Raw genomic sequence first — 21,219 nt, forward strand, 5'->3', positions numbered from 1 at the left:
TGTTGCCCGCAGGACTCCTCACCGTCTCCTACATCGCCGCTGGCGTGCTGTTCATTCTGTCCCTGGGTGGCTTGTCCAACCAGGAGACCGCCGGCCGCGGAAACACCTACGGCATCCTCGGCATGGTGGTCGCGATCCTCGCGACCCTCGGCGCCGTCGTGGGTGGCTTCCCGGATCAGCCCGTCAGCCTGACCACCTCCGGCATCGGCGTGCTGGCGGTTGCGATCTTGCCCGCCGCGGTCATCGGCGCGACCTTGGCCGCGCGCGTGGGCATGACCTCCATGCCCGAGCTCGTCGCGATCTTGCACAGCTTCGTCGGCCTGGCGGCCGTGCTCGTCGGCGTCTCCAGTTACCTCGGCCCCATCGAGACCCTCCACGGCGCCGAGAAGCTCACCCACGAGATCGAGATCTTCGTCGGCGTGTTCATCGGCGCGATCACCTTCACCGGCTCGGTCATCGCCTTCCTCAAGCTGCGCGGCAGCATCTCGGGCAAGCCGCTGATGTTGCCCGCGCGCCACGCCCTCAACGTCGCCATGGTCGTGGGCTGCGTGGTCCTCGGCTACATGTTCGTGGGCCACGACGACCCCTCGGGCGGCCGGCTGTGGCTGCTGATCATGGCGGGCATCGCCGGGATCATCGGCGTGCACATGGTCATGGCGATCGGCGGCGCGGACATGCCCGTGGTCGTGTCCATGCTCAACAGCTACTCGGGCTGGGCGGCGGCCGCCGCCGGCTTCATGCTCGAGAACGACCTGCTGCTGGTCACCGGCGCCCTCGTCGGCAGCTCCGGCGCGATCCTCTCGTACATCATGTGCGCGGCGATGAACCGCTCGTTCATCTCCGTCATCCTCGGCGGCTTCGGCACCGACGGTGGCGGCGGCGGCAGCAAGCCCAAGGAGGGCGCGGGGCTCGGCCGCGACGACGTCACCGAGTTCGACGTCGAGGAGACCGTGGCGATGCTGCGCGAGGCCAAGAGCGTGGTCATCGTCCCCGGCTACGGCATGGCCGTCGCCCAGGCCCAGCACTCCCTGTCCGAGGTCGTGAAGATCCTGCGCAAGGCCGGCACCGAGGTGCGCTTCGCCATCCACCCCGTCGCCGGTCGCCTCCCGGGCCACATGAACGTGCTCTTGGCCGAGGCCAACGTGCCCTACGACATCGTGCTCGAGATGGACGAGATCAACGACGACCTCCCGGACACGGACGCCGTCATGGTCATCGGCGCCAACGACATCGTGAACCCCAGCGCCCAGACCGACCCCGACAGCCCCATCGCCGGCATGCCCGTGCTCGAGGTGTGGCTGAGCAAGACCGTGGTCGTCATGAAGCGCGGCATGGCCAGCGGCTACGCCGGCGTGCAAAACCCGCTGTTCTTCAAGGAGAACACGCGGATGCTGTTCGGCGACGCCAAGAAGAACGTCGACGCGATCTTGGGCGAGCTCCGGGACTGACCCGAGACTCCCTTCGCACAGGCGGCTCCCAGATGGGGGCCGTCTTTGCGTTTGGATCGGCAAGATTGGCTGGAGGCTGCTGCGTGTCGTGCACCCGTGGCCTTCGAGAGCCATGGGGAGCGCGGGCGCGGGCTGGGCATGTCGATTGCAGCTAGACCTTGCGCATGCCCCGGACTGCCCGCGAGCCCGACCGCGCCTCGAGCACCTCGACTGGCAAGGCGATCACCCATGCACCCGAGCGTAGCCCGGGTGAGGAGCGCGAGGCGCTCCAGGAGCTCGCGGACGCGAGCGCGCCGGTCAAGGTCCTCGAGCGCCTGCAGCTCCTCGCGGACGAGGGCGTGGGCGGGTCTCGCTCGCGGAGCCAGTCCCTGGCCATCGCCCGGGACGGGGTCTCGGGCAGCGCCGGCGACTACCCGCACCGCGGGCAGATCCAGTCGGCCTTTGGGCGCCACAGCATCGGCGGGATCCAGGGCCACACCGACCAACTCGCGCACCTGGCCTCGAAGGGCCTGGGCGCCCGCGGCTACTCGGTGGGGGAGCACGTCGGCTTTCGCTCGTCCTCGCCGAGCGTGTTCGAGGCGACCCACGAGGCGGTCCACTACCTGCAAAAGCGCGCGGGGCTGAGCCTGCCCGGGGGGATGGGGCGGGCCGGCGACGCCCACGAGCAGCAGGCCAACGCCGTCGCCGGGGAGGTCGCCGCGGGTCGGGGCGTGGAGGGCATGCTCGACCGCGGGCTCGGGTCTGGGTCTGGGTCTGGTTCGAGCTCGGGCGCCGAGGGCCTGCAGCTGCTCGGCGAGAAGGAGGCCCTGGCGTCGACGCGCGGGATGGCCGTGGCCAACCTCAAGAGCAGCTTCAAGTCGACGGGCGGCAAGTCCTACGGCCGCTTCAAGTTCGCGTCGACGACCCTGTCCGATCGCTACAACTTCGGCCGCGTCCTGCAGCAGCTGATCATCCGGACCCAGGCCACGGTCACCAACAAGGCCCAGGCCACGACCTGGAAGACCAACAACCGCACCCACCTCAACCGCTTTTTGTTCGAGGCCCTCGACACCGGCATGTGCCGTCAGCTGTCCGAGGTCGTCGCCTCGCGCCTGGTCGAGTCGACCACGGGGCAGTGGGTCTACATCCTCGGGGCCACGGGGGCGTCGGGGGCCTCGGACAACCACGCCTTCGTGATCACCAGCCCCACCCAGCTGCCCTCGCGTCGGGACGTGCACCTGGGCAAGCTCCTCAACCTCGGCAACCTGTCGAGCGACGAGCTGATGGTCGCCGACGCCTGGGACAACCACAAGTACATGAACCTGGACCGCTACCTGCGCAAGGAGCACCACCAGCTCGGCGACAACGACCTCGACCGAGACCGGCTGAACGTGGAGTTCGAGGAGCAGGCCCGGGGCCAGGCGGCGTTCACCGCCCGCTTCCCCGCGGCGCTCATCCAGGGGATCCACCAGGCCGCCACGGGCTCCTTCGAGCGCTTCGAGAGCGAGCACTCGAGCGAGTACAAGGCGATGAAGAAGGACCAGACCGGGGCCTACTTCGACTTCCCGCGCAAGGAGAACCTGAGCATCGAGCACGACGACGCGGCCCGGCTCTACGCCATGACCCAGGGCGAGAGCAACAACGTGCGCCGTCAGGCCTTCCTCAACTGGGCCGCAGACCTCCGGGGCCGGCGCATGGACTGGAACCACGGCAGCGCCCGGGCGAGCTTCAAGTACATGCTCTCGGAGAACCGGCTCAAGGTCCACGCCCGGGCGCTGCTCGACGCCATCGACCTGAACAACGAGAACGTGCCCCGGGCCATCGACGGGGCGGATCTGTGGCGCTACATCAAGTACGCCAAGCTCGACAAGAACCGCGCCGCACAGGCGCGGCGGAAGCTGGTCCAGTCCATGAGCGACACCCAGGTGACCGAGCTCCAGGCGGCGGCGGGGGACAACAAGTACAACAGCTTGATCGCGCCCTTCGTCGCCCGCGACACCCAAGAGGAGACGACGCTCTAGCAGTCGCCCACCCCGGCCGCGCCGGGACCCATGATCCACGAAAGCATCGTCCACGGACTCAGCTGGCGCTGAACCCGTGGGCGGCTGCCTTTCTCGGTAGGACATCGGAGAAGTCATCGCGGCTCCTCGCGCCGTGGATTTTCATCGAGATCGCGGAGCCAAAACGCCGCTGTGGTGGATCCCACCGCAAGTTTTGGCGACAAAGAGCTCGGGCGAAAAGACCAAGCGAGGTGTCGTGAGGACTTCTCCGATGTCCTGCTAGCCAGAGCCCCGCCGCAGGGCCTTGGGTCGGCGCGGCTTGCCTGAGCCCGCGCCCGACTCCACGGGCTTGGCCAGCACGATGTTGCGCCCGGCCTGGTCGCCCTGGGAGTAGGCCTCGTTGCGCCGCGCCCCGCTCCGGCGCACGGTCTGGACCCGGGGGTAGCGGCGGCGAAAGTACTGGTCGAGGTCCGGCGCGGGCACCCAGACCAGGCCCTGCTCGCCGAAGCGCGCGCTTTGTTTGTCGAGCTTGGCCTCGAAGCCGCCCATGACCCCGGCGAGGAAGGCCTGGCGGTCGCGGTTGGAGCTGCGCCCGGTCTCGCGCCTGTAGTCCCGCCACAGGCGCAGGGCCGTGGCCGAGAGGAAGGCGTGGACGTGCTCGGCCATCTGCAGGTTGTGCTCGAGGCCGACGATCTCGAACACGCTGCCGCGCTTGCCCTCGCGGGGGCGGTAGACGGGGATCCAGATACCCTCGACGAAGAAGTACTCGGTCAGGATGTGGGCCAGGCGGCGGTCGTGCTCGAGGATGCGCCCAGACGGCTTGCCCAGGTGGCGAAAGCCGTAGCGGCGGCCTGGGCCGGCCTCGGCGTTGGTGGCCATGGCCTGCTCGACCTGGATGTTGAACTTGAGCATGAGCCGGCGGGCGGCCGTGGCCGCGGCCTCGGCCTCGTGCAGGTTGGGGCTCTCGGCGAGGGCGAGCAGCTTGCGGATGCGCGCGACGGTGCGGCTGGCGGGGTCCTCCCGATCCTCGGCCGTGTCCCGAGGATCTCCGCTGGCCCGGCCGTCGATGCCCAGGCGCGCGCAGGTCTTTTTGAAGGTCGGCCCGTGGGGCGGCTCGTCGACGTGCAGGCACTCGTCGATGAACTGGTGGGCGACCTCGTGCTTGAGCACCTCCACGACCTCGGGCCAGGGCCGCTCGAGCACCAGGGGCCGCGAGATCTCGAGGCAGCGGTGCTCCCCCACCCACCGGCCCAGGCGCGTCCGGGTGTCCGAGAGCTCGAACACGGGCGCGCGCAGGGCCTCCTTGAAGTGGGTGTAGTTGATCGAGGCCCACTCGTCGCGCAGGCGCGCGAGCAGTTTGCGCTCGAGCTCGATGCTCAGTTGATCGGGTCGGGGCATCGCCGGGACTATAAGAGACCGCTGACACCAAGGCGCCACCAAGGCAGCGAGGTCGATTGGCACCAGGAGTTGGCTTGCGTCCCCAGGGTCATGCAGTAGACCCACGTGAGGCCCCCCAGAGGCCGAACGCTCGCCCTGACACGGACTCAAAAACCCGAGACAGAAGCTGCCATCCGCGGACAATCACCCCTCGCATGCGTCTGGCTCACGAACAACACCGCGAACTGACCCGGGTCGCCCGTCAGCGGGCTCGCCAGGCGCCGAGCTTTGAGGCGCTCTATCGAGACAACCACGCCTTCGTGTGGCGCTGCGCCCGGAGCCTGGGCGTCGCCGACGCGGTCCTCGACGACGTGGTCCAGGACACCTTCGTGATCGCCCTGCGCCGCCTGGACGACTACGACCCCAGCCGGGCCGCGCCCTCGACCTGGCTGTTCTCGATCTTGCGCAACGTGATCCGCAACCGCGCCCGGGGGGAGCGACGTCGCCGGCAACGACACGCCCGCTTCGCCAGCTGGAGCGCGGCCCACGAGGAGAGCCCCGACGCCCGCGAGGCCCTCGGGCGCCGCTTGCTGCGGGACTTCCTCGACGGCCTCGACGACAAGCGGCGCGAGGTCTTCGTGCTCGCCGAGCTCGAGGGCCTGCGCGCGCCGGAGATCGCCGCGGCCCTCGACTGCAACCTCAACACGGTCTACTCGCGGCTGCGCGTGGCTCGGGAGCGCTTCGCCGAGCACTTTGGGGAGCGCGAGCTGCCGAGCGCGGCGCAGCCGAGCGCGGCGCAGCGGCGGGCGAGCTACCTGGCGATCGTCGGAGCCGTCGAGCTGCCGGGCGCGGGCGCGGGTGCGCTCGGGCTCGGGGCGTGGACCTCAGCGGCGGGCAAGGTCGCGGCGGCGGTGATCCTCGGCGCCCTCGGGGTCGTGGGCGCGGCTCGCCTGACGGGCGAGGCCGAGGCCAAGCCAGAGCGCGTCGAGGAGGCCACGCATGCGTCCACGAGGGAGCCGGTCGAGGCTCGACCAGAGCCTTCGGCGGCGCCCCTTTTGGCCGCGACCGAGCCCCTCGATGACGCGATCGTCGTCGAGCCGCAGCCGCGTCCGCGGGTCGCTCCAAAAAAGCCGGCCGCACCCCACGCTCCCGCGAGCGCCATCGAAGCCCTCGCTCAGGCCCGGGCGGCCCTCGACGCCGGACAGGCCGAGCGAGCCCTCGACGCCCTCGACGGCGCGCGCTGGTCGAGCTCGGCCCTGGCCGGCCGCGCCCGCGTGCTCGAGGTCGAGGCGCTGTGCGAGCTCGGGCGCGTCGACGAGGCCCGGCGCCAGGCCGCCCGCTGGCGGGAGGCGCAGCCCGAGGGTCTGGTCGCCGATCAGCTCAGCCCCGAGCGCGTGTGCGCCGGTCGACGGGAGGGATGACCCTGAGCGCGGGCCTGGTCGCCGGCTTGGTCGGGCTCCTGGCCACAGAGCCAAGGGTGCCCGAGCTGGAGATCCAGCGCCCCCGTCGATCGGCGGTCGCGGAGCCCGAGGCCGCCGCCGTCGAGGTCGCGAGCTGGAGCGAGACCTGCCCGGACCCCGACCGGCTCCACGCGCGGGTCCGCGACGAGCTCGAGCGCGCCGGCGCCCCGGCGGGCTGGCTGCGCGTCGAGGCGGCGGTCTACCCCAAGGGCACGGGCCACGTCCTCGAGCTCGGGCTGACCCGCGGCGAGGTCGGCGAGCGCCACCGCGTCGAGGCCCTCGACTGCGTCGAGCTCGTCGACGCGGCGGCGCTGTTGGTGGGCCTGGCCCTGCGCCCCGAGCTCGGTCTGTGGTCCGAGCTCCCCGACGAGGTCGCGGTCGAGCTCGCGGCCATCGAGGTCTTCCCCAGGCCGCCAGTTCAGCGCCCGCGCGCGGCTGCGCCGAAGGCCTCCGAGCCCGCTTTGGTCGAGCTCGCGTCGGCGCCGGCGGAAGACTGGGAGCTGCGTCCCCTCGACGAGCCGGAGCCCGAGCTGGAGCCGGCTCGCCGCGGGCGCTGGCCGAGCAGCGAGCTCGAGCGCGGCCTCGACCTCCACGTCCGCGGCGGCCCGAGCGTCACCTCTACCCCAACGTCGCCGCCGCGCCGCGCCTTCGCTGAGCACCCACGGCGCCTGGGCGAGCGTCGGCGGGGGCGTGAGCGGAGTCCTCGGCGGACGCTTCGGCGACCCCAGCCTCGGCTCGGGCCGCGTCGACGGCGGGAGCCTCGACGTGCACGGCTGCGGCTTGCCCATCGCGACGCGGCGCTGGCGGTTGAGCGCGTGCGCCAACCTGGGCCTGGGCTTGCTCCGCGGCCGAGGCATCGACGTGCCCACGCCGACCGCTCGAGTCGCCCCCTGGCTGTGGGCGGGGGGCGAGCTCGGCGTCTCGTGGTGGCCGCGCCCGCGCCTGGGTGTCGAGCTGAGCGGAGAGCTCGCGACCTCCCTCACCCGCCCTGCCTTCCACGCCCTCGACGCCCAGTTCATCACCGGCGGCGTGTTCGGGGGCGTGAGCCTGGGCCTGGTGTTCGAGCTGTGGGGTCGAAAGTTGGGCGACACAGATCCGCGGAGCCGTGGACAAGCACGGGCACCATGAAGCGGACTGCGATTGAAGGCATCACCCTCGCAACGACCCTGGCTCTGTTGGGCCCGAGCGCGTGCGTCCTCGTCTCTCTCCCCATCGATGACTCCGGCACCGAGGGCGGCACCGAGTCGGCCGACGAGGCGGACTGGGGCGAGACCACCGATGGCTCGGAGGGGTCGTCGAGCGAGGGCGTCGACGAGGGCGAGACCACCGGGGGCTGGGAAGACTCGTCGACCGAAGGGGTCGACGACGGCTGGGAGGGCTCGTCGAGCGAGGGCGTCGATGACGGCTGGGAGGGCTCGTCGAGCGAGGGCGTCGACGAGGGCGAGACCACGGACGGCCTGGTGTGCGAGGACCTCCAGGCCCAGTACGAGGAGCAGATCTCGACGACCGCGTGCGAGACCGACTGGGACTGCAAGCTCGTCCATGGCCACTGTGGCGTGGGCCTGGGCGGGTGCTGGCACGCCGTCAACGCTGGCGTGGACCAGGCCTTCCTCAACAGCCTGGCGATCGAGTGGGACGAGCTCGGCTGCCTCGAGGGGGGCGTGTGTGACTGCCCCGAGCCTCCCGCGGCGGCGGTGTGCAGCGAGCAGGGCGTGTGCGTCGGGCTGGAGCAGGTGCCCTGCGAGCCCATGGACGCCGTGGGCGTCGGGGACTGCGACGCGGAGTTCGGCGTGGCCTGGGACGGAGCCCAGTGCGTCTCGATCTCGGGCTGCGAGTGCGTGGGCACGGACTGCGCCATCGCCTACGCGTCCTTCGAGGACTGCGAGGCCGCCAACGCCGAGTGCAACGAGCCCGTGCCCTGCGAGGCCCAGGACGCCGAGGCCGTGGGCGCCTGCGAGATCGCCCTCGGGGTGTTCTGGAACGGCGCCCAGTGTGTGATGCTCTCGGGCTGCGAGTGCGTGGGGGCGGACTGCGCCGACTCCTACCCCTCCCTCGAGGCCTGCGAGGACGCCAACGCCGAGTGCACCGCCCAGGAAGAGGGCGCCCTGCGAGCGCTCCACCTGTTCGACTTCAACATCGAAGGTGACGTGGGCCTCGCCAGCCAGGGCCTGCTCTTCGCCGGCGTCGCGCAGGGCCAGAGCACGGAGTACACGAGCGTCAACCCGGGCCCCGGCGTCATCGAGATCTACCCCTCCGGCAGCCTCACGCCCTGGGCGACGGCGCCGATCGAGATCAGCTCGGGCCACCAGCACACCGTGGCGATCGCGGGCGCGTTCCCGGACATGCACTTCGTGGTCATCGACGAGGGCAACGACGCCGTCCCCGTGGGCGTTCGTCGGATTCGCTTCGCCCACGCCCGGTCCGAGCTCGCCGGCCCCGTCGATCTGTGGTCGATGGGCCCCGACCCGGCCGTGGTCGCGGAGAGCATCCCGCTGTGGGCCCACGTCAGCGTGGACCTGGACGCGCAAGACGACGTCATCGCCATCGACTACGAGCAGGACGGCGTGCCCGATGCGCTGTTCCCCATCAACGGCTTCTCGCCGGGCAGCGCGACGAACCTGTACATCTCCGACCTCGGCGGCGAGCAGCTCTTCGTGCAGACCTTCGACTCGATCACCGGCCAAATCGCGCCGTTCTAGTCCAGCTGCGCTGGGCTAGAACTTCTAATCTCGATGGAGGGGCTTCGCAGCCCTCCCCCGCGCCGGCGAAGCCGTCACGGGGCCCCCTCCCCGGCGGTCGGGCTTTCGCCCTCCGTCTCGCTACGATCACTCGCTTTGGATCGGGTCTCGCTACGATCACTCGCTTTGGATCGGGTCTCGCTACGATCACTCGCTTTGGATCGGGTCTCGCTACGATCACTCGCTTTGGATCGGGTCTCGCTACGATCACTCGCTTTGGATCGGGTCTCGCTACGATCACTCGCTTTGGAGCCGGGCTCGTTGCGGTCGCTAGCTTTGGATCCGGGCTCGTTACGGTCGCTAGCCCGGATCCGGGCTCGCTACGGTCGCTAGCCGCGGAGCTTGCGAACCATTGCGCGCATGCGCGGACCCGCGGCGGCCAGGTCGTCGCGGGTCTTGATCGGCAAGAAGCGGCGCGAGCGGTCGACCTCGAAGTAGTAGGCCTCGAGCTGCTCGGTGGCTTGGCCGATCAGCTGCTCGAACTGGACGACCTCGATCTCGCCGCCCTCGGGCAGGGCGAGCTTGCGCTGGACCGGGAACCAGTCGAGGTCGAAGTCGCGGTCGATGGCCGAGAGCCAAAACCACAGCGTGTTGGTGTTGAACTGGGGGTAGACGTCCATGTCGACCCCGGCGGGCAGGCGAAAGCCCTCGACGATCACCGGGCGCCCGGCGAGCACGGCGATGCAGCCGCCCTTGTCGCCCTCGCGGCGCACGACCTCGACGCTCATGTGCGCCCCGGCGTCGATGGCCTCGATGTGGGCCCCGAGCAGGATCGGCTCGAGCTCGGCCCCGAGGTTGTCGACGTTGGACACGATCATGTGCTCGACGCCTTGCTGACGCAGGGTGTGCAGCACCCCGCTCGCGCGCAGGCGGCCGAGGGTGTCGCCGTGACCGGGCGCCGTGTAGATCAGGTTGTCGGGATAGTTCGCGCCCTCGGGCAGGTGGGCCAGGGGCTCGCCCTGGGGGGTGACCCGGGGCATGACCGATTGCGCGAAGCTAAAGCGCATCGACTCGGGGATGCCGGCCCAGTCGATCTTCTCGAGGTAGGCCTCGCTCGTCGCCTGGGTCGCGAAGCTGTGCATGATGACCACCGGCACGTTCGCCTGGTAGGTCTCGATCAGCTTGCGGACCTGGGCGAGCTTGACCCACAAGAAGGCCTCGTCTCCCTCGGCCACCGGGACCACGCCCTTGGCTGTGCCACCGAAGCGCGTGGCCATCCCGCCGTTGAGGATCAGCACGGCCGCGCGGCCGTTTCGGAGCGCATATTCGCCGCGCTCGGCGAGCTGGCCGAGGTTGCGCTCACCTCCGACCCGCGGGCCGAAGGTCCGGAAGTCCAGTACCGGGGACCGGGGGAGCACGCTCAGCGGGTCTGGCGCCCGGGGCAGTTTGACGGTCGCAGCGCTCAGGTAGCCGTCCCGCAAGCGTGAGCGAAGGGCCTCGAAGGCCTCCCGGTCAAAGGCGTATCCGGCGACGGTGGGACGCAACTCCACGTGTCCTAAATATCACCGTGAACGGACCTTTGACCAATTCTGCTGCCGCAAACAGCTGTCATTGCTGGCTCTGAGGACTGACTCGTGAGTCGCGCGGCGCGAAACCAAGCACCTCGGGGCAACACCTGTACAGGTCGCGCGGCCCCCTGCGCGAGGCCGCCCCGCCGTGCTAACACTCGTCGGCCGACCCTCTCATGTCCGAATCCGTCATCGTCATCAACGCCGACGGCCCCGAAACGCGGGTCGCCCTGATTGAAAACGGCATCCTCACCGAGCTGTTCATCGAGCGCGAGCGCGAGCGCGGCATCGTCGGGAACGTCTACAAGGGCAAGATCCTGCGCGTGCTCCCGGGCATGCAGGCCGCCTTCGTCGACATCGGCGAGGACAAGGCCGCGTTCCTCTACGCCGGCGACATCGCCAGCCAAAAGCCCGGCGAGAAGGTCGACAAGGTCGACAAGAACGGCGTGCCCAAGCGCGGCGGCAAGGTCAGCAACATCGCCGACCTCGTCCACCCCGGCCAGGAGATCCTCGTCCAGGTCGTCAAGGACCCGATCTCGACCAAGGGCGCCCGGATCACGACCTACATCTCGCTCCCCGGCCGCAACGTGGTGTTCATGCCCACGGTCAGCCACGTGGGCATCTCCCGGCGCATCAACAGCGAGCGCCAGCGTCGACGGCTGCGTCGGCTCGTGGATGAGATGCGCCCCAAGGGCTCGGGCTTCATCGTGCGCACGGTGGCCCGCCACGCCTCCTCGGCCCAGGTCCGCGCAGGCATGGACTACCTGATCCGCTTGTGGGCCAACATCAAGGCCAACGAGCGCCTGCACCGGGCCCCGGTCCTGCTCTACCGCGACCTCGACCTGATGCTCCGGGTCGTGCGCGACAACCTGTCCCCCGACTACGCCCGGGTGATCGTCGACGACCGCGCCGCCTACGAGCGACTCAAGCGCTTCGCCGACGCCTTCTTGCCCGAGTACGCCGATCGCATCGAGCTGTTCAGCGGGCGCCAGGGCATCTTCGACAGCTACGGCATCGAGCTCGAGATCGACCGCGCCCTCGAGCGCAAGGTCGAGCTCAAGAGCGGCGGCTCGCTGGTCTTCGACCAGGGCGAGGCGCTCACCGCCATCGACGTCAACACGGGCAAGTTCGTCGGCAGCAAGGGCAAGACCCTCGAGCAGACCATCACCCAGACCAACCTCGAGGCCGCCGACGAGATCGCCGAGCAGCTGCGCCTGCGCAACGTCGGCGGGCTGATCATCATCGACTTCATCGACATGGACCGCGAGTCCAACCGTCGCAAGGTCTACCGCCGGCTCCAGGACGCCCTGCGCCGCGACCGAGCCAAGGCCCACATCACCAAGATCTCGGAGATGGGCCTGGTCGAGATGAGCCGCAAGCGCACGCGCGAGAGCCTCGAGCGGCGCCTGGCGATCACCTGCGAGGTTTGCGGCGGCAAGGGCTACCACAAGAGCCCGTCGACGATCTGCTACGAGATCCTCCGCCAGATCCGCCGCGAGGGCGAGCACCTCGCCGGGGAGGTCATCTCGGTGACCGCCCACCCCGACGTCGCCGAGCTGATGAACGGGGCCGAGCGCTCCGCCCTCGATCACGCCGTCAAGCGGGTGCACAAGGCCATCGACGTCCAGGGTCGCAAGGGCTTCCACCCCGAGAAGTTCGAGATCCGCGGCAAAAAAGCCCGGCGCGCCAACCCGCAGTAGCCTGCCCACCCCGGTGATCTGCCACAAAGTCGCGGATCACGGGGGAAGCGCGATATGCTGGCCGCGCGGTGACGCGTCGACGGGATGACTCAAGCCCCCACGAGCCGGGGGAGCGGCGACGCTCGGAGCGGGTGAGCATCAACCGCGAGTTCGCGGGGCTCGAGGTGGGCGGCACGAGCGGGACTTGGGTCTCCGATCTGTCGACCACCGGGGTGTTCGTGCACACCAGCGACATCCTCACGATCGGGGCGAGCATCGAGCTGCGCTTTAGCGTGCTGCTCGACGATCCCGTGGTCGTCGAGGTCCTCGGCGAGGTCGTGCGGCACTCGGACGACCCGCCGGGCATGGGCATCCGCTTCACCCGGGTCGACCCGGCCATGCGGCTGCGCATCGACGAGTGCCTCGCGCGGCGCCGACCCATCGACAGCGGCGCGCCCTTGGGCACGCCCAAGAGCGCGGGCAAGCGCCGGCGGACCCCCACTCGGCCCCAGGGCAGCGACTCCATCGCGGCGGTGACGGGCAGCGGGCGTCACCGGCAGGTGCGCTCTCTGGGCGGAGACGAGACCGGGGCCCTCCCCATCGTGGGCACCCCGGCGCCGGTGATCGACGAGTCCCGGGACTCGATGTCCGTCTCGGGTGAGATCGGCGGGGATTGAGCTGAGCCCCCTCCTCGGGGCCTGACAGCGGCACCTGGAAGCGGGGCCGCCGAGGCGGGCAGCCGGATTTGTATTCGGGGCCCAGAGGCACCAAACTCTGGTGGTGGGCATCGGGAAACGGCTAATCGACGTCGCGCGCGCGAACGTCACGGACTTCGCCAGCGCGTTCACGACCGATCCCGAGGTTCGAGAGCGTCGGCGCCTCGATGACGAGCTCGAGCGGGAGCTCGCCCAGGAGGTCGACAACACGATCGGCGCGCGGGCGGGCCGTCGCGCTCGCAACGTGGCCGACAAGGCCGAGGAGGCCTGGGAGCGCGCCTTCGACGAGGCCCGGGCGCGGGGCGGGACGAGCGGCCGCGCCGGGGTGACGCCCCGGACCATCGAGGGCTGGTACCGGACCCTCGAGGTGCCCCCGGGCTCCGACTTCACCGTCGTGCGCAAGTCCTACCGCAAGCTGGTCGCCAAGTATCACCCCGACCGCTTCGCCTCCGATCCCGACAAGTACGCCGCGGCGACCGAAGTCGCGCGCAAGATCACCGAGGCCTACGAAGGCATCAAGACCCACATCGGCGAGGGCTAGGGGTTTTTTGTGCTTGACCGCCCCTGCGCGCTCCACTAAATCCGCGCGACAGCAATGGCCAAGCGTCGTTCGTCGAAGCGTTCAAAACTAGTGGGTCGCGCAGCCGAGGTGGATCGTCACGATCTCTACGAGCTGTCCGTCCAGGATCCCGAGACCGAGGTCGCCTTCGTCGCGGAGACCTTCCGCAAGCTCCGGGGCCGCGAGGCGCTGAGCCTGCGCGAGGGCTTTTGCGGAACGGCGGTGTTCAGCCTCGAGTGGGTCCGCACCGACGAGCGGCGCACGGCGATCGGCGTCGACCTGCACAAGCCGACCATGAGCTGGGGCATGCGCAAGCGCATCCGCCCGGCGTGCAAGGCCGACGGGGTCGACTACGCCGCGCGCATCGAGCTGCGCAAGGCCAACGTGCTCGAGCCCGAGCCGCCGCGGACCGACGTCGCCGTCGGCTACAACTTCTCCTACTGGTGCTTCAAGACCCGGGACCAGCTGCGCGCCTACTTCGAGGCCGCGAAGGCCGGCCTGGTCGAGGACGGGGTGCTCTTCCTCGACGCCTACGGCGGCAGCGAGATGAGTATGCCCGACCACAACGCCCGGCAGGTCGTGGACCCCGAGGGCGTGGTCAACGACGGCGAGCCCTTCACCTACGAGTGGGAGCAGCTCGACTACGACCCGCTGACCCACGACATGAACTGCGCGATCCACTTCGAGCTCGAGGACGGCTCGCGCATCGAGGAGGCCTACACCTACTCGTGGCGGGTGTGGAGCCTGCCCGAGCTGCGCGAGCTCCTGCTCGAGGCCGGCTTCTCCCGGGTCCGCGTGTGGGCCGAGCAAGAGGACGAAGACGGCGACGAGACCGGCGTCTACACCTCGATTACCCGCCTCGACAATCGTGGCGTATGGTGGGTCTACCTCACGGCGGAAGTCTAATGGGCGGCAAGAAGCACAAGCGCAAGCGCAAGACCAAGAAGGCCCGCCAAACGCTGGCCGACCTCGCGGACACCCACGAGCTCTACGAGCAGGCCGTCCAGTCCCCCGAGGCGGACTGCGAGCTGTTCTCGACCATCTATGAAGAGCTGCGCGGCTCGAGCCCCGCGCTGCTGCGCGAGGACTTTTGTGGCACGGCCCAGCTGTCCTTGACCTGGTGCCTCGAGGACGAGTCGCGCCGGGCGATCGGCGTCGACTACGACGCGGCCACCCTCGAGTGGGGGCGGGTCAACAACCTCGAGCCCAACGCGGACGCCATCGGCGATCGCCTGCAGCTGATCGAGGCCGACGTGCTCGAGGTCGACAACGAGGCCATCGAGGGCGCCGACGTGGTCGCGGCGCTGAACTTCAGCTTCTGCATCTTCAAGGAGCGCCACGTCCTCAAGCGCTACCTCGAGCAGGTCTACACCAGCCTCGCGGACCGGGGCCTGGCCTTCTTCGAGCTGTTCGGCGGGCTCACGGCCATCGACACCGACGAGGAGACCCGCGAACTCGAGGACTTCGACTACGTGTGGGAGCAGGCCTCCTTCAACCCGATCACCAACGAGATCGTCTGCCACATCCACTTCGAGTTCAGCGACGGTTCGCGGCTCGAGAAGGCCTTCACCTACGACTGGCGGCTGTGGTCGATCACCGAGATGCGCGACCTCCTCTACGCGGTCGGTTTCGAGAACGTCCGCGTCTACTGGGAGAAGGTCGAAGAAGAGGACGAGGACGACGACGACGACGACGACGGGATGCTCGAGGGCACGGGCGAGTACGAGGAGGTCGAGGTCGTCGAGCAGCAGGACAGCTGGCTCGTCTACATCGTCGCCGAAAAAGCCCGCGCCGACCCCTCTGGCGGGGCGACGCGGGCTTAGCAGCTCGTCTAGCTCGGGCTAGCGGGCGAGCTCAGATGCACTGCTGCAGGGCGGGGTGGCAGGCGTTGGCGCAGTCGGCGTTGAGGCTGCAGGGCGCCCCGGCCTCGCCGGTGGTGCACTGGTCGGTCAGGTCCGAGCAGTAGGGCGCGGCCGCGGAGCAGTCCGTGTCGAAGTCGCAGGCGTCGCCTTCGTTGCCGGCGGAGCAGGCACCGAGGGAGCACAGCGGCGCGTCGGCGGAGCAGTCCGAGTCGTAGTCGCAGGCGTCGCCGAGGTCACCCTCGGAGCAGGCGCCCTGCGAGCACAGCGGCGCGTCGCCCGAGCAGTCGCCGTCGTAGCCGCAGGCGTCACCGAGCGCACCGGCCGAGCAGGTCTCGGCGCCCTCGTCACCCACGCACAGCGGCGCGTCGGGGGAGCAGTCGTTGACGACGTCGCAGGAGTCGCCCGCGTTGCCAGCGGAGCACTCGTCGACGGCGCAGTAGGGGGCGTCGGCGGAGCAGTCGCTGTCATAGTTGCAGCTGTCCCCGGCCGCGCCGGCGGAGCAGAGCCCACCCGAGCACAGGGGCGCGTCCACACCGCAGTCCGCGTCGCCGTTGCAGGCGTCTCCGACGGCGCCCTCGGAGCACTGGCCGAAGGCGCAATAGGGGGCGCCCGGCGAGCAGTCCGCGTCGCCCGCACAGCTGTCGCCCTCGGCACCGGGGGAGCAGGTCCCGCTCGCGCAGTAGGGGGCCGAGGGGGAGCAGTCGAGGTCGTTGACGCAGCCCGAGCCCGAGCCGCCAGCGGAGCACTCGTTGTTCACGCAGGAGGGGGCGCCGGGGGAGCAATCGCTGTTGAACAGGCAAGCGTCTCCGGCATCACCGGGCGAGCAAGCCCCGTCCGCGCAGTAGGGCGCGGTCGCGTTGCAGTGCGAGTCATAGTTGCAGGCGTCACCTTCACCACCGTCCAGACACACGCCGTCGGCGCAGCGGTTTCCGGGGGCACAGTCCTGGTTGTAGTCACAGGGATCGCCGTCGCTGCCGTCGTAGCAGAGGCCGCTGACGCAAGCGGGGGCGTCATCGGGGCAGTGGGAGTCCCAGGTGCAGGTCTCACCCTCGTGGGTCTGGGCCGAGCTCTCGCCGGGGGCCAGGGTGTCGTCGAGGGTTTCGAAGGCGCTCGATTCTTCGACCAGCGGTTCGCCTTCGATGCTCTCCTCTTCGAGGGTGCATGCGCTCAATGCACCGACGGCGCAGAGTGTAGCGAATAGGGTGGAGATCCGGGGTTGGGTGTCCCGACGAAGGAGCGACATTTTGAACATGGAGGCAAACTAGCAAGTGGTGCCAATTAATCAACTCATTAAATGGTGTCTTGTTCGTGCTGAAATGGCACAGGAAATTACAAGATTGACTTCACTGGTAATATTCGCGCATGCAGGTTGTATTTTCATCAGGTACCGAAGCCAAATCGTATCACTCTGTGCCTCATGGGTGACCAAAAGTGTCAGGGGTGACGTGGCGTGACATGGGGGTCAGTCAGCCGAAAGTAGATAAGTTATTTGTGGCTAGTCTGGGCGAGAATTTAGAAATCAGCCGAAGAGCGCGCGCATTTCGGGGTTCACGCGCATGGCGGAGCGTGCGCACGAACGCGCGCAAAGTCGTGCCGACCCCGCATCGGGGGGCACCGCGGGGCCCAAAAGGGAGGTACGCTCCCCGGCAACCAGATGGCTGCGCCCTTCCCCGCATTGATCATCCGCGCCGACGGCTTTGCCGCCCAGGGGGCCTTCGCCGAGGCCCAGGCCGAGTTTCTGGACCCCGATCCCGAGGTCGTCGAGCGCTTGCTCGGCCTCCTGCGTAGCCGCGAGGCTGGGGTCGTGGCGCACTTCTATATGGACGCCGAGCTCCAGGGCGTGCTCTCGGCCTGCGCCGACCAGTGGCCGCACATCTACGTGTCGGACTCCCTGGTGATGGCGGATCGGGCCTGCGAGATGGCCGAGGCCGGCGCCCGCGAGGTCGTGGTCCTCGGTGTCGACTTCATGTCGGAGAACGTGCGCGCCATGCTCGACGCCACGGGCCTCGAAGACACTGGGTGCTGGCGAGTGTCCGAATCGGCAATTGGTTGCTCGCTGGCCGAGTCGGCCGAGGCCCTCGCCTACGGGGCGTGGTTGGACCAGGCCGCGAACACGCCCAATTCCCTACACGTCGTCTATATCAACACCAGCTTGCGGACCAAGGCGCGAGCCCACCACAAGGTGCCGACGATCACCTGCACCTCGAGCAACGTCGTCGCTACCGTGCTCCAGACCTTTGCGCAGGAGCCCGAAGCCCACGTGTGGTTTGGGCCCGACACCTATATGGGCCAGAACCTCGCGCGCTTGTTCGGGACCCTCGCCGAGCTCGACGACGCGGCGATCCAGGCCCTGCACCCCGCCCACGACCGGGCGAGCGTCCAGGCCCTGTTGCCACGTTTTCACTACTTCGAGCAGGGCAACTGCGTGGTCCACCACATGTTCGGCGCCGAGGTCACCCAGCGCGTCGAGGCCGACTACTACGCCGCCGATCCCGACGTGCACGTCACGGCGCACCTCGAGGTCCCCGGCGAGATGTTCGCGCTGGCGTTGAAGGCCCAGCGCGAGGGGCGGGGGGTGATCGGCTCGACCAAGAACATCCTCGATCACATCGGAGCGGGCGTGGACGCGGCCGTAGCCAAGGTGGGCGAGGGGGAGGGCGCTCGGCGCTGTCGCTTCGTGCTCGGCACCGAGGCCGGCATGGTCACGGCGATCGTCCGCAGCATCCGCGAGCGCCTCGCCGCCGCGGGACCCGCGGGCGAGCAGGTCGAGGTCGAGATCATCTTCCCCGTGGCGGCCGAGGCCGTGGCGACCACGCAGGACGCGGCGCTGCCGGTGATCCCCGGCGTCGCCGGAGGCGAGGGCTGCTCGACCGCCGGCGGTTGCGCGACCTGTCCCTATATGAAAATGAACAGCCTCGACGCGCTCACCGACCTGCTCGAGCGCCTGGGCGCTGGGCGGGACGGGCTCGCCGCCTTCGAGCCCGAGAAGTACGCCGAGGAGATCGCGGGCCAGAGCGTCGCCGCCCTGGGAACCGTCCCGATCTTGCACATGCGCGGCTTCCAGCGCGGGGGCGCGCTGTCCGACGAGCTGCTCAGCGACGTTCGCAGCCGCTGAGCGTGGCGAGCGAGTCGCTCAGTTGGGCGCGGGCTGCACCCGGTCGATCTTCGCCGGCACGTACTTGTGCCACGGCGTCCCCGCGATCGGGTCGCGGTCCTCCGAGGCCGTCAGCTCGTTGGGCGCGACGCCGAAGGAGCGGGCCTCCTCGCCGCGGGGCTGGTAGTCGAGGCCAAAGCCGTTGGGCAGCGAGACGTGGCCGGGCTGCATCATCGCGCTGACCTCGACGCGGACCTCGCAGGCGCCTCGGCGGGTGGTCACGCGCACGGCGTCCCCGTCGGCGACGCCCAGAGACTCGGCGTCAGCGGGGGCGATGCGCAGGGCGGCGCCCCGGGGTTTTTTGTGCACGGCCGGGTTGCGGATGATCGTGTTCGTCGACTCCGAGCGGCGCTCGCCCGCGGACAGCACGAAGGGGTATTCGGTGTCGCTCGCGGGCGGCTCGTAGCGCAGCCGGACGACGTCGGCGAACAGCTCGGGGATCGCCAGGCGGATGCGGCCGCGGATCCGCGACCAGCTGTCGGCGTAGTCCTCGTTGACCGCGTAGGTCACCCCGGTGCGCGCGCTCAGGATGTCCCCGAACAGCTTCTCGCCCGCGCGCAGGCTCGACAGCTTGGTGCCCGCGCCGTAGCCCGCGCCCGCGGCGGCCTCGGGCTCGGCCTGCACGTAGAGGTGCGACAGGGCCCAGATCACCGCGGCCTCCCGGGCGTCCTCGGGCAGCTGCGGTCCCAGGGCGCGGTAGAGCAGCACGGGCAGGTAGTCGAACCAGGCCGGGTAGGCGGCCATCAGCGCGCCCACGGCCGCGGCCAGGGCCGGGCGTCCGACCCGGGCGGCGAGCGCCAGGGGGCGGATGTCGGCGTCGCGGATCCCCGCGAGCTTCATGACCAGCCGGGCGTGGATCTCGGCTTCGGGCAGCGTGCCCGGGAGCGGATCGAACAGGGCGTGGCGCAGGTGGAAGACGTTGCGCGGGAACTCGAGGTTGAAGAAGGTGCACTCGGCCTTCTCGAACTGGCTCGCCGCCGGGAGCACGTAGTCGGCGCAGCGGGCCGTCTCGGTCATGGCCACGTCGATGACCACGGAGAACTCGAGGGCGGCCATGGCCTCGCGCATCTTTTGGCTGTCGGCCACGGAGTGCACTGGGTTGCCGCTCTCGATCAGCATGGCCCGGAAGCGGTCGGGGTGATCGGCGAGGATCTCCTCGGCCATCACGTTGCAGGGGATCAGCCCGATGATGATCTTCGACCCCGTCACCGGGCTGACCCGCTTGCGCCGCTTTTGATTGGCCGCGGCCTTGCCGACCTTGCCCTTGCTCGCGGCGCTGAGGCTCAGGAAGGGCACGAAGGCGTTGTTGCTGCCCTGCTTGGCGAAGTGCCCGGTCAGCACCCAGCTCAGGCGCTGGAGGTAGCTGCACAGCGTCGAGTTGCGGTTCATCTGCATGCCCAGGTCCTCGAACACCGAGACCGAGGAGGCCTTGGCCATGAGCTGGGCGAGGGCCCGGATCTGGTCTTCGGGTACGCCGCAGTGCTCGGCGTACTCGGCCACGGGGATCTCGGCGAGCAAGGGGGCGATGAGCTCGAAGCCCTCGGTGCGCTCGTCGACGAAGGCGCGGTCGAAGAGCTCGTCCTGGACGATCACGGCCGCGAGCGCGGCGAGCAGCCACGCGTCCGTGCCCGGGCGCAGCTGCAGGTGCATGTCGGCCTTGGCCGCGGTCTCGCTGCGCCGGGGATCGATGACCACCATGGTCCGCGCGGGGTCTTTTTGGATCTCCTTGATGACCGCCCGAGCGCGGGCGAAGCCGTGGGACTGCCAGGGGTTCTTGCCGATGAACACGGCGACCTCGGCGTGCTCGAAGTCGCCGTGGATGCCCGCGCCGAACATCTTGCCCGCGACCCAGAACTCGCCGGTCTTCTCCTGAGCCAGCGCGTTGGACCGGTACTTCACGCCCAGCGCCGACAAGGTCGCGTTGCCGTAGGCGCCCCCGAGGTGGTTGCCCTGGCCGCCGCCGCCGTAGAACAAAATTTTGTCGCCGCCGTGGCGCTCTTTGATGGCCTCGAAGCGCTCGGCGATCTCGTCGATGGCGACGTCCCAGCTGACGGCCTCGAAGCTGCCGTCCTCGCGGCGACGCATGGGGGATTGCAGGCGGTCGCGGCCATTTTGGTAGTAGTTCAGGCGCTGGGCCTTCTCGCATAGGTAGCCCTTGCTGCCGGGGTGCGAGCGGTCGCCGCGGACCTTGAGGATCTCCCGGCCGCCTTCGCCACCGGTCTGAACCTCGAGCCCGCAGTTGAGGCTGCACAAAATACAGGCGCTCTTGCGCCAGGGAGCTTCGCCTTGGGTCATCGCATCCTCCACGGACAAACGCTGCTCGGAAGGGGCGAGACAGTGTTTGAACTGTGTTTATGTACCACTAAGGGTGAAATTGCGCAAAGCGCGAGTTACTTTCGCGGTGCTGATGGCGCGGGTTGGAGTTCCGGGTTTTGCGGGGGGCTTGGCTCTGATGGAGAGCGGGCACGGGTCAAGGGGGGCAGATCCCTGGCCGTCGCCTGACGGCATGGACGTGCGGGTTCATTGCCTGGGGGAGGATTTCGTCCGGGTTTGCGGGGGGCTTGGCTCTGATGGAGAGCGGGCACGGGTCAAGGGGGTCGAATCCCCCGCTGTCGCCTGACGGCATGGGCTGAGGTGGTGTTGGGCGGTGAAGGTGGGTGGGGTCCCTCGGCTTCGCCGATCGGTTGGGCGGCTCCTTGCGCTGGGGGATCCGACCCCCTTGCCCCTTTTGTGCCCGTC

16 protein-coding genes are annotated in these 21,219 nt (G+C 69.5%); 11 read left to right on the forward strand and 5 right to left on the reverse strand.

Going from position 1 to position 21,219, the window contains the following annotated elements:
* The first annotated feature begins 2 nt into the window (after positions 1–2).
* Positions 3–1,448, forward strand: coding sequence for an NAD(P)(+) transhydrogenase (Re/Si-specific) subunit beta (locus tag PPSIR1_RS25770; protein WP_086001700.1), 1,446 nt, complete (start codon positions 3–5; stop codon positions 1,446–1,448).
* Between the two features lie 164 nt (positions 1,449–1,612).
* On the forward strand, positions 1,613–3,448 hold the full coding sequence (locus PPSIR1_RS25775) for a hypothetical protein (protein ID WP_006974123.1): 1,836 nt from the start codon (positions 1,613–1,615) through the stop codon (positions 3,446–3,448).
* A 258-nt stretch (positions 3,449–3,706) separates the two neighbouring features.
* Here the strand turns inward: PPSIR1_RS25775 and PPSIR1_RS25780 are convergent, their stop codons facing one another.
* Positions 3,707–4,825 (reverse strand): SprT-like domain-containing protein, encoded by a 1,119-nt coding sequence (locus PPSIR1_RS25780; RefSeq protein ID WP_006974124.1) that lies wholly within the window; start codon positions 4,823–4,825, stop codon positions 3,707–3,709.
* A 194-nt stretch (positions 4,826–5,019) separates the two neighbouring features.
* Between PPSIR1_RS25780 and PPSIR1_RS43820 the strand changes: the two genes are divergently transcribed.
* Positions 5,020–6,225: an RNA polymerase sigma factor gene (locus PPSIR1_RS43820; protein ID WP_006974125.1), complete on the forward strand. Its 1,206-nt coding sequence runs from the start codon at positions 5,020–5,022 to the stop codon at positions 6,223–6,225.
* On the opposite strand, the gene PPSIR1_RS25790 is transcribed toward PPSIR1_RS43820, so the two are convergent.
* On the reverse strand, positions 6,180–6,923 hold the full coding sequence (locus PPSIR1_RS25790; RefSeq protein WP_157595986.1) for a hypothetical protein: 744 nt from the start codon (positions 6,921–6,923) through the stop codon (positions 6,180–6,182). The two genes, PPSIR1_RS43820 and PPSIR1_RS25790, sit on opposite strands and share 46 nt — an antisense overlap.
* 31 nt (positions 6,924–6,954) lie before the next feature.
* On the opposite strand from PPSIR1_RS25790, the gene PPSIR1_RS25795 reads away from it, so the two are divergent.
* Together PPSIR1_RS25795 and PPSIR1_RS25800 are read left to right on the forward strand one after the other, a co-directional pair.
* Positions 6,955–7,392, forward strand: a complete 438-nt coding sequence (locus PPSIR1_RS25795) for a hypothetical protein (protein WP_006974127.1) — start codon at positions 6,955–6,957, stop codon at positions 7,390–7,392.
* The gene (locus tag PPSIR1_RS25800) at positions 7,389–8,963 is read left to right on the forward strand and encodes a DUF4397 domain-containing protein (protein ID WP_157595987.1); all 1,575 of its coding nucleotides are present in this window, start codon (positions 7,389–7,391) and stop codon (positions 8,961–8,963) included. The genes PPSIR1_RS25795 and PPSIR1_RS25800 overlap by 4 nt, the downstream gene beginning before the upstream one ends.
* Before the next feature lie 368 nt (positions 8,964–9,331).
* Here PPSIR1_RS25800 and PPSIR1_RS25805 read toward each other — a convergent pair whose 3' ends face one another.
* A complete protein-coding gene (locus tag PPSIR1_RS25805) occupies positions 9,332–10,492 on the reverse strand; it encodes a UTP--glucose-1-phosphate uridylyltransferase (protein WP_045116745.1) in 1,161 nt (386 codons plus the stop codon).
* Positions 10,493–10,686: 194 nt separating this feature from the next.
* On the opposite strand from PPSIR1_RS25805, the gene PPSIR1_RS25810 reads away from it, so the two are divergent.
* From PPSIR1_RS25810 to PPSIR1_RS25830, 5 genes are all read left to right on the forward strand, one after another.
* Entirely contained in the window at positions 10,687–12,210 is a 1,524-nt protein-coding gene (locus PPSIR1_RS25810) for an Rne/Rng family ribonuclease (RefSeq protein WP_006974130.1), read from the forward strand.
* A gap of 68 nt (positions 12,211–12,278) precedes the next feature.
* Positions 12,279–12,866, forward strand: coding sequence for a PilZ domain-containing protein (locus PPSIR1_RS43825; RefSeq protein WP_269744731.1), 588 nt, complete (start codon positions 12,279–12,281; stop codon positions 12,864–12,866).
* Between the two features lie 103 nt (positions 12,867–12,969).
* Complete coding sequence (locus PPSIR1_RS25820) at positions 12,970–13,446, forward strand: J domain-containing protein (RefSeq protein ID WP_157595988.1); 477 nt, start codon at positions 12,970–12,972, stop codon at positions 13,444–13,446.
* A 108-nt stretch (positions 13,447–13,554) separates the two neighbouring features.
* On the forward strand, positions 13,555–14,370 hold the full coding sequence (locus PPSIR1_RS25825) for a hypothetical protein (RefSeq protein WP_006974133.1): 816 nt from the start codon (positions 13,555–13,557) through the stop codon (positions 14,368–14,370).
* Positions 14,370–15,287 (forward strand): class I SAM-dependent methyltransferase, encoded by a 918-nt coding sequence (locus PPSIR1_RS25830; protein WP_006974134.1) that lies wholly within the window; start codon positions 14,370–14,372, stop codon positions 15,285–15,287. The genes PPSIR1_RS25825 and PPSIR1_RS25830 overlap by 1 nt, the downstream gene beginning before the upstream one ends.
* Before the next feature lie 31 nt (positions 15,288–15,318).
* Here the strand turns inward: PPSIR1_RS25830 and PPSIR1_RS25835 are convergent, their stop codons facing one another.
* On the reverse strand, positions 15,319–16,497 hold the full coding sequence (locus PPSIR1_RS25835) for a hypothetical protein (RefSeq protein WP_006974135.1): 1,179 nt from the start codon (positions 16,495–16,497) through the stop codon (positions 15,319–15,321).
* Between the two features lie 483 nt (positions 16,498–16,980).
* Here PPSIR1_RS25835 and nadA point away from each other — a divergent pair, with 483 nt between their 5' ends.
* Positions 16,981–18,441 carry a quinolinate synthase NadA gene (nadA, locus tag PPSIR1_RS25840; RefSeq protein ID WP_086001699.1) on the forward strand — a complete coding sequence of 487 codons (1,461 nt, stop codon included), beginning with the start codon at positions 16,981–16,983 and terminating at the stop codon, positions 18,439–18,441.
* Between the two features lie 18 nt (positions 18,442–18,459).
* On the opposite strand, the gene PPSIR1_RS25845 is transcribed toward nadA, so the two are convergent.
* Entirely contained in the window at positions 18,460–20,775 is a 2,316-nt protein-coding gene (locus tag PPSIR1_RS25845) for a molybdopterin-dependent oxidoreductase (protein ID WP_045116747.1), read from the reverse strand.
* Between the last annotated feature and the right edge of the window lie 444 nt (positions 20,776–21,219).

The sequence above is a fragment of the Plesiocystis pacifica SIR-1 genome, from assembly GCF_000170895.1.
Lineage (GTDB): Bacteria > Myxococcota_A > Polyangia > Nannocystales > Nannocystaceae > Plesiocystis > Plesiocystis pacifica.

What these genes read in the sequence shown, in the direction of transcription:
- PPSIR1_RS25810 (WP_006974130.1), top strand. Translation starts at nt 10,687, where the DNA reads ATGTCCGAATCCGTCATCGTCATCAACGCCGACGGCCCCGAAACGCGG.
- PPSIR1_RS25780 (WP_006974124.1), bottom strand. Translation starts at nt 4,825, where the DNA reads ATGCCCCGACCCGATCAACTGAGCATCGAGCTCGAGCGCAAACTGCTC.
- PPSIR1_RS43820 (WP_006974125.1), top strand. Translation starts at nt 5,020, where the DNA reads ATGCGTCTGGCTCACGAACAACACCGCGAACTGACCCGGGTCGCCCGT.
- PPSIR1_RS25800 (WP_157595987.1), top strand. Translation starts at nt 7,389, where the DNA reads ATGAAGCGGACTGCGATTGAAGGCATCACCCTCGCAACGACCCTGGCT.
- nadA (WP_086001699.1), top strand. Translation starts at nt 16,981, where the DNA reads ATGGCTGCGCCCTTCCCCGCATTGATCATCCGCGCCGACGGCTTTGCC.
- PPSIR1_RS25830 (WP_006974134.1), top strand. Translation starts at nt 14,370, where the DNA reads ATGGGCGGCAAGAAGCACAAGCGCAAGCGCAAGACCAAGAAGGCCCGC.
- PPSIR1_RS25845 (WP_045116747.1), bottom strand. Translation starts at nt 20,775, where the DNA reads ATGACCCAAGGCGAAGCTCCCTGGCGCAAGAGCGCCTGTATTTTGTGC.
- PPSIR1_RS25775 (WP_006974123.1), top strand. Translation starts at nt 1,613, where the DNA reads ATGCCCCGGACTGCCCGCGAGCCCGACCGCGCCTCGAGCACCTCGACT.